The following is a 6,061-nucleotide window of genomic DNA, read 5'->3' on the forward strand; positions in this document are numbered from 1 at the left end:
CTTCAAATAGCATCTTGTGTTCTAATATCAGAACACGAACATAAATATTAGGAGTTTTGTTCTAATACTAGAACAAAAAAGATTGTAGATACTGTCCTACAATCTTTTTTTGCATCAAATCTTAATGAATATCATATCCTCTTTTATATGTACAAAAAAATTATTCTTAATCCAAATAAAAATAAAAATATTCCTAAAATCATATAAGAAGTAACATATTCTTCATCTTCATAAACAATATGTAATCTTTCATCATAATAAAAGAAGTCAATATCTCCTACTTCTTTTTTATACTCATGTCCTTTGGTTTTATATTTTACATTCGTTCCTTGATGAATAGATTGATAACAATATATATACGTAATTTCATGAACACTAACAGGTGATTTATATACAGATGTTAATTCCATAGGAATCATTTTAAAATTATCTTTGAAAATAAAATAGTTTAACCCCTTCAATATATTAAATGCACCCTTTATAGTAAATAAAAATCCTATTATCATATTCAACCTCATCTATTGTAATTAATTGAACTATTTAAACAATCATCTACATTACACATTTCTTTCTATCAACTTTTTCCTCACTACTATTACCAAATTCCAATTAATAAAAAAGCCTTGGAAAATCAAGACTTTTTAATCATATTGGCGTCCTCGAGGTGATTCGAACACCCGATCTATCGCTTAGGAGGCGATTGCATTATCCAGCTATGCTACGAGGACAAAGCCTCTATTATCCTAACAAATATTTATTTAAAATACAATCTATGTATCTAATTCTTTCATTTTATTATGAAAGTCAATGATATCATTAAAAAGCATACGAATGACACAAATCATTGGTACTCCAAGGAACATTCCAATAAAGCCAAAGAAATGTCCAAAGACGGTAATAGAAAGTAAAACCCAAAATGGTGAAATACCAACAACATCTCCTAAAATCTTTGGTCCTAAGAATAAACCATCAAATTGTTGTAAAGCAAAAACAAAAACTAAGACTGCTAAAGCATGGAATAAATCTCCTGTCATCAAGGCTACAAGAACAGCAGGAAACCCACCGATAAATGGTCCAAAATAAGGAATCATATTCGTAATCAAAATAAAGACAGCAAGAATTGGGAAGAATTTTACTTTTAAAATAGCAAGTCCAATAAATGCGATAATTCCAATAATTAATGAATCTAAGAATTTTCCATAAATAAATTGTCCAAAGATTCGATGTGAGCGTACTGCATAATCATGAATAAGTTCTATTTTTTCTTTTGACATAAAAAGTGAACATAAGCGATCAAAGATCCTTACAAGCCTTTTTGCTTCAATTAAAACATAAGGTGTAAAAATCAAACCTAAAACAGCTGTAATAATCGTACTTCCTGCTTTAAAAAGAGTCCCAAGTGTCGCAATAGGATCAATAGCTTCAATTGAATTAACATATTTAACAACCATTTCATCTATCTTAATGATAACTTCACTGGCAAGATTACTTCCTAAATAAGTTTCCAATGTTTTTTCAAAGTTTTTAATATACAAGGTTAAATTATCCGCAATATTGACAACATAATTGACAAGTGCTGGAATGATCGCAATCATTAAAACAACAATAATTAAAACAAAGACAACAAAAACAAAAATAGAAGAAATTGTATGACTATATTTAATAAGCTTTTTATTTTGAAAAGAATCTAAAAACATTTCAAATTTATAAACCAATGGTTGTAAAAAATAAGCAAGTATTGCTCCTACAATCAAAGGAATAAAAGCTGATAAAATATTGGAAAATAATGAAATATCAAATGTTTTATAAATAAAAATAATAACACACGCACACAAAATAATTCCTACATAATTTTTTACTGTCCTCATTTTAAACCACCTCAAACTTTTTTCCATTATATCACACTCTCTATATTTTTACGATGCTTATTCCAACTTCTTAATAATCTTCTTATATAATAAATACTCATTTTTTCATAAACTTCTTGAGTTTTTAAATCTACTAAACAATAATCTTGTTCATATTTTATAATGGTCAAACCATAATGATATAAACCACTAATGATATCAATATCCAATAAAAAAACCTCCTTTACACATTCTATGTATAAAGTGAGGTATTATAATAAATAAATAATAAATAGCTTAAAGACAACAAAAAGCCACCTATAACATCAGAAAAATAATGTACACCTAAATAGATCCGGCTTAATCCTATTAAAAAAATCATCATCATTAAAAATATTTCTATGACTTTTTTATATTTTAGAGAGCTTTTTTTAACTTCAAGAACTAATAATCCATAACCAATCATTGCTGACATACTATGACCACTTGGGAAACTATAGTTTGTTTCTTTAACTAAATGATATATTTGAGATGGTCTTGGTCTTTTAACTAAAGCTTTAATTATCCGATTCATTCCTTGAATAATTAACAAGTGAATTCCTACCCAAATATCTTTTTTGTTTTTTAAAATCACTAAAGTTAAAACAAGAATCACATAAAACCAAGTACTTCCAAGGGTTGAACAAAGTTTAAAAAAGGATGTCATAAAATCACATTTTAAATTTTGAACCAAACGATAAATGAACCAATCTATTGGTTGAATGACTTGATATTGAATCAAAAAATAATCAATGATAAATAAACAAAGAGGAATCATAAATAAAAATTTCTTTTTCATCTTATTCTTCTATATCTAATTGATAAACTTTTTCAAAGACTTTAATAAGCATACCATAAAGCTTTTCATTACTACTACTAATTAAAAAACCATAAACACGCTTTGTGAGTGCTTTATATAATTTAGGATCATTAAATCCTAAATGTGCATTTAAAAGTTCAATTTGTTCCTTTTGATTTGATCTTAATAACAAATAAACAGTAATAACATATACCTTAGATAAATATTCAATAACATAACTTCTTTGTCTACGACTCTTTAAAGAATAAACATCATATAAATCCCATAAGCTTTTCATTAAGTCAACATAACTATTTGATTTAGAAATATGAATTTTACGACGTGTTCCATAACAATGGAAAGGAACATTTAAATAATACATTGATTTAATATATGGAATTGTTCCATAAACCGTTAATTCATTATAAAAAATATTTTCTTCATCTGTATTTATCTTTTTTAAAGTACTTGTTTTAATAATGACAGAACCTAAATCAATTTGAAAATGTTTATGAAACGCTTTAATATTATGCCATTCAAAAATTGTTTCCATTGGAAAAACATTTTTATAAGAGACACGTTTTTCTTTTTCTTGGGGAATAACATATTTATAATCAGTAACAAGCACATCTAAATTAGCTTGAATTCGAATAAAGTCACGAATCGTTTCAATAACACTTACGAGTGAAGGTTGATCTAAATAATCAAAACATTGAAGTATTTTGAAATAAAGTCCTTCACTATGTTCTAGAGCTATTTTTAAAAAAGGAACATCTTCCCTTGTTGTAATAACTTTTACAGTTTCAGGATAAGCTTCTTCATATTCTTTAGCTACTTGTAATGTTTCGTCATGTGAATGACGATCGACAATTAATACTTCTACTTCATCTTTCATTAAAAGACATGAATTAATGGCTTTATGCATTTCCATGATTGAGTTATAACAAGGTATACATACTGTTAATAATTTCATAATTTAATCCTCCAAAAATATTATATCATAATTCATCTATTAGTACACGTATTATTGCATTTCCTTTGATTTTGTGCTATTTTATTAAAGTATTTATAAGGAGGAAATAATATGCATTTTGTCATTAATGTATTTGTTGCTGGAGTATGTTTTATCTCTCTTATTTTATTTAAAGAGATTTTTAATAAAATCATGAAAGTCTTATTAAGTGTTGTCGGATGTGGAACTTTATCTTATGCACTTTCTATTCTTATTAAAAAATGCGGTGAATGGTTTGGGTGTTGGTCTGGAGACGCTAAATATATTTTTAGTAATTTCTTATGGATCTTACCAATCGTTCTTGTTGTTTATATTATTATTTGTGTTATCATTGCAAAGAAAAATAAAGCTTAAATCAAAGCTTTATTTTTTTATACCCACAGCTTTTTTCGCAAGTCCATCAGCTACTTCATTATAATAATCGCCACTATGTGCTAAAACCTTTTGAAAATAGATATCAATATTTTTCTTCATTGCCTGTATGGTTTTTACATAGTTTTGCGTTTGTTCCTTATTTGCTTTCCATAAACCTGTTGCCCATTTTTCAATACCTTCATAATCATAGTAAATACAAATAGCTTCATAATGATGATCAATTGCATATTGAATAGCTTTTAAACATCCTAGTATTTCCCCTGAAACATTTCTCATAGAAGCATACTCTGGTTGGCTTCCCTTACCTAATAACTGTTTGATAACCTGTTGTCCTTCGATTAAAACACAACCATATCCATATTCTTTCGTTTTTATATTAAAACTTCCATCAACATAGGCAAGTAATCCTAAATCATCACTTGCTTTCTTCACTTCTTTTCCTATAAATACTTTTGCTTCCTCTTCAGTTGTAAATGATTTATAAACAGCTCCTGAATAACCATTGACTTGTTCTTTACATTCATCCCAAGTATGATAAATTCCTGGCTTTCTTCCTTCTTTAACTGCATAAAATTTTGCCATAGTTTACTCCTTTATTTATTCTTTTTTATTATAATCGTTGAAACAATAATTGTATATCTTTTTCAATTGTTTTAAAATAAATATAGTCTATTTTAAACAAGTGAGGTAAAGTGTATGAAACGATGTCTTATTATTATCAATCCATCATCTGGAAAACATATTATTCAAAATAAACTTGATCGTATTATCGGCCAACTAACTTTACAAAACATTGTAGAACATTTTGAAATATTTTATACAAAGAAAAAAGATGATGCTTATTATAAAGCAAGAGATTGTGATGAAAATCAATATGATTTTATCATGTCTGTTGGTGGTGATGGTACTTTAAACGAGGTTATTTCAGGAATGGTAGATAGTCATAAAAAAATACCATTATGCATATTAGCGGCAGGTACAGTAAATGACTTTGCAAACTATTTAAATATTCCAAGTTCAGTAAATGGTATTGTAGAAATGATCAAAAACTTTAATGTTATTTCGAGTGATGTAGGAAAAATAAATAATCAATATTTCATTAATGTTGCTGCTGCAGGAATGTTTTCAGATATTTCTTTTGTGGTATCAAAAGAAGAAAAGAAAAAGTTTGGTCCATTAGCTTATTATTTTAAAGGCATGACTCAACTCCCTCAACAATTATCTACAAATCTTCATCTTAAAGTAACGGTTGATGATGAAAGTTTTGAAGAAGATGCTTACATATTTGCCATCACAAATACCAATCGTGTCGGTGGTTTTGATGGTATCATTCCTTTTGCGGATATCAATGATGGAAAACTCGATCTTGTTATTGTAAAAAGATGTTCTGTTACGGATTTAATTGCTTTGATTAAAGATTATCGTTTTGGTAAACATGATAAAAGTCCTTTTATTCACTATGTTCAAGGACAACATATTCACATTACTTGTGATCAAGATCTTACAATGGATATAGATGGTGAAGAAGGAACCCATCTTCCTATCGATATACATAACTTACAAAAATCAATTCAATTATTAGTTCCTTCAAAATAAATAATCATATAAAAAGATTTCACCATTATTTATAACAGTTGAAATCTTTTTTTTATTCTAATTAATAATTTTTAAAACATCTTCTTCATTTGTTACATTAAATATATTTAATGTAAGTTCATTTAGTTTTTCTAGCGATGTATTTGTAAGTTGGTTTTCTAAAGGTCTTGATAAGGTTCCTAGTTTTACTTTAAGTTGTTCTTTTAAAGTGTCTGATTTCCCTTTTTCAATTCCAATTGTTTCTCCTTTCTCTAGTCCTAAGACTTCTCCTTCATTTCTTAATCTTTGAAATAATCTGTCCATTGCTTCACACATATTCATTTCATCTCCTTCTGGTAAGTGTTAAACCGCAGATTTAACACACCACACAACCGCAAATTATATTAACCATTA

9 protein-coding genes and 1 tRNA gene are annotated in these 6,061 nt (G+C 27.3%); 2 read left to right on the plus strand and 8 right to left on the minus strand.

Features of this window, described 5'->3' with window-relative positions:
• Positions 1–143: 143 nt before the first annotated feature.
• From ACLVEP_RS10670 to ACLVEP_RS10695, 6 genes are all read right to left on the minus strand, one after another.
• Complete coding sequence (locus ACLVEP_RS10670; RefSeq protein ID WP_331872661.1) at positions 144–506, minus strand: hypothetical protein; 363 nt, start codon at positions 504–506, stop codon at positions 144–146.
• Between the two features lie 145 nt (positions 507–651).
• A tRNA-Arg gene (locus tag ACLVEP_RS10675) sits at positions 652–728 on the minus strand.
• Between the two features lie 42 nt (positions 729–770).
• Positions 771–1,868, minus strand: a complete 1,098-nt coding sequence (locus tag ACLVEP_RS10680; RefSeq protein ID WP_405315399.1) for an AI-2E family transporter — start codon at positions 1,866–1,868, stop codon at positions 771–773.
• 26 nt (positions 1,869–1,894) lie between these two features.
• A complete protein-coding gene (locus ACLVEP_RS10685; protein WP_117812544.1) occupies positions 1,895–2,077 on the minus strand; it encodes a hypothetical protein in 183 nt (60 codons plus the stop codon).
• Between the two features lie 23 nt (positions 2,078–2,100).
• Complete coding sequence (locus ACLVEP_RS10690) at positions 2,101–2,685, minus strand: phosphatase PAP2 family protein (RefSeq protein ID WP_412584770.1); 585 nt, start codon at positions 2,683–2,685, stop codon at positions 2,101–2,103.
• 1 nt (position 2,686) lies between these two features.
• Entirely contained in the window at positions 2,687–3,658 is a 972-nt protein-coding gene (locus ACLVEP_RS10695) for a glycosyltransferase family 2 protein (protein WP_331872664.1), read from the minus strand.
• 111 nt (positions 3,659–3,769) lie between these two features.
• On the opposite strand from ACLVEP_RS10695, the gene ACLVEP_RS10700 reads away from it, so the two are divergent.
• A complete protein-coding gene (locus ACLVEP_RS10700; protein WP_117812541.1) occupies positions 3,770–4,051 on the plus strand; it encodes a hypothetical protein in 282 nt (93 codons plus the stop codon).
• Between the two features lie 9 nt (positions 4,052–4,060).
• Here the strand turns inward: ACLVEP_RS10700 and ACLVEP_RS10705 are convergent, their stop codons facing one another.
• A complete protein-coding gene (locus ACLVEP_RS10705; protein ID WP_048925074.1) occupies positions 4,061–4,654 on the minus strand; it encodes a viroplasmin family protein in 594 nt (197 codons plus the stop codon).
• 114 nt (positions 4,655–4,768) lie between these two features.
• Between ACLVEP_RS10705 and ACLVEP_RS10710 the strand changes: the two genes are divergently transcribed.
• On the plus strand, positions 4,769–5,668 hold the full coding sequence (locus ACLVEP_RS10710) for a diacylglycerol/lipid kinase family protein (protein WP_331872665.1): 900 nt from the start codon (positions 4,769–4,771) through the stop codon (positions 5,666–5,668).
• A gap of 57 nt (positions 5,669–5,725) precedes the next feature.
• On the opposite strand, the gene ACLVEP_RS10715 is transcribed toward ACLVEP_RS10710, so the two are convergent.
• Entirely contained in the window at positions 5,726–5,989 is a 264-nt protein-coding gene (locus ACLVEP_RS10715) for a hypothetical protein (RefSeq protein WP_412584773.1), read from the minus strand.
• Positions 5,990–6,061: the final 72 nt, after the last annotated feature.

This window comes from Faecalibacillus sp. (genome assembly GCF_047023275.1).
In the GTDB taxonomy this organism is placed as follows: Bacteria; Bacillota_I; Bacilli_A; order Erysipelotrichales; family Coprobacillaceae; genus Faecalibacillus.

Excerpts from the sequence above, each read along its gene's own strand:
- ACLVEP_RS10670 (WP_331872661.1), bottom strand. The coding sequence starts at position 506 with ATGATAATAGGATTTTTATTTACTATAAAGGGTGCATTTAATATATTG.
- ACLVEP_RS10680 (WP_405315399.1), bottom strand. The coding sequence starts at position 1,868 with ATGAGGACAGTAAAAAATTATGTAGGAATTATTTTGTGTGCGTGTGTT.
- ACLVEP_RS10690 (WP_412584770.1), bottom strand. The coding sequence starts at position 2,685 with ATGAAAAAGAAATTTTTATTTATGATTCCTCTTTGTTTATTTATCATT.
- ACLVEP_RS10695 (WP_331872664.1), bottom strand. The coding sequence starts at position 3,658 with ATGAAATTATTAACAGTATGTATACCTTGTTATAACTCAATCATGGAA.
- ACLVEP_RS10700 (WP_117812541.1), top strand. The coding sequence starts at position 3,770 with ATGCATTTTGTCATTAATGTATTTGTTGCTGGAGTATGTTTTATCTCT.
- ACLVEP_RS10705 (WP_048925074.1), bottom strand. The coding sequence starts at position 4,654 with ATGGCAAAATTTTATGCAGTTAAAGAAGGAAGAAAGCCAGGAATTTAT.
- ACLVEP_RS10710 (WP_331872665.1), top strand. The coding sequence starts at position 4,769 with ATGAAACGATGTCTTATTATTATCAATCCATCATCTGGAAAACATATT.
- ACLVEP_RS10715 (WP_412584773.1), bottom strand. The coding sequence starts at position 5,989 with ATGAATATGTGTGAAGCAATGGACAGATTATTTCAAAGATTAAGAAAT.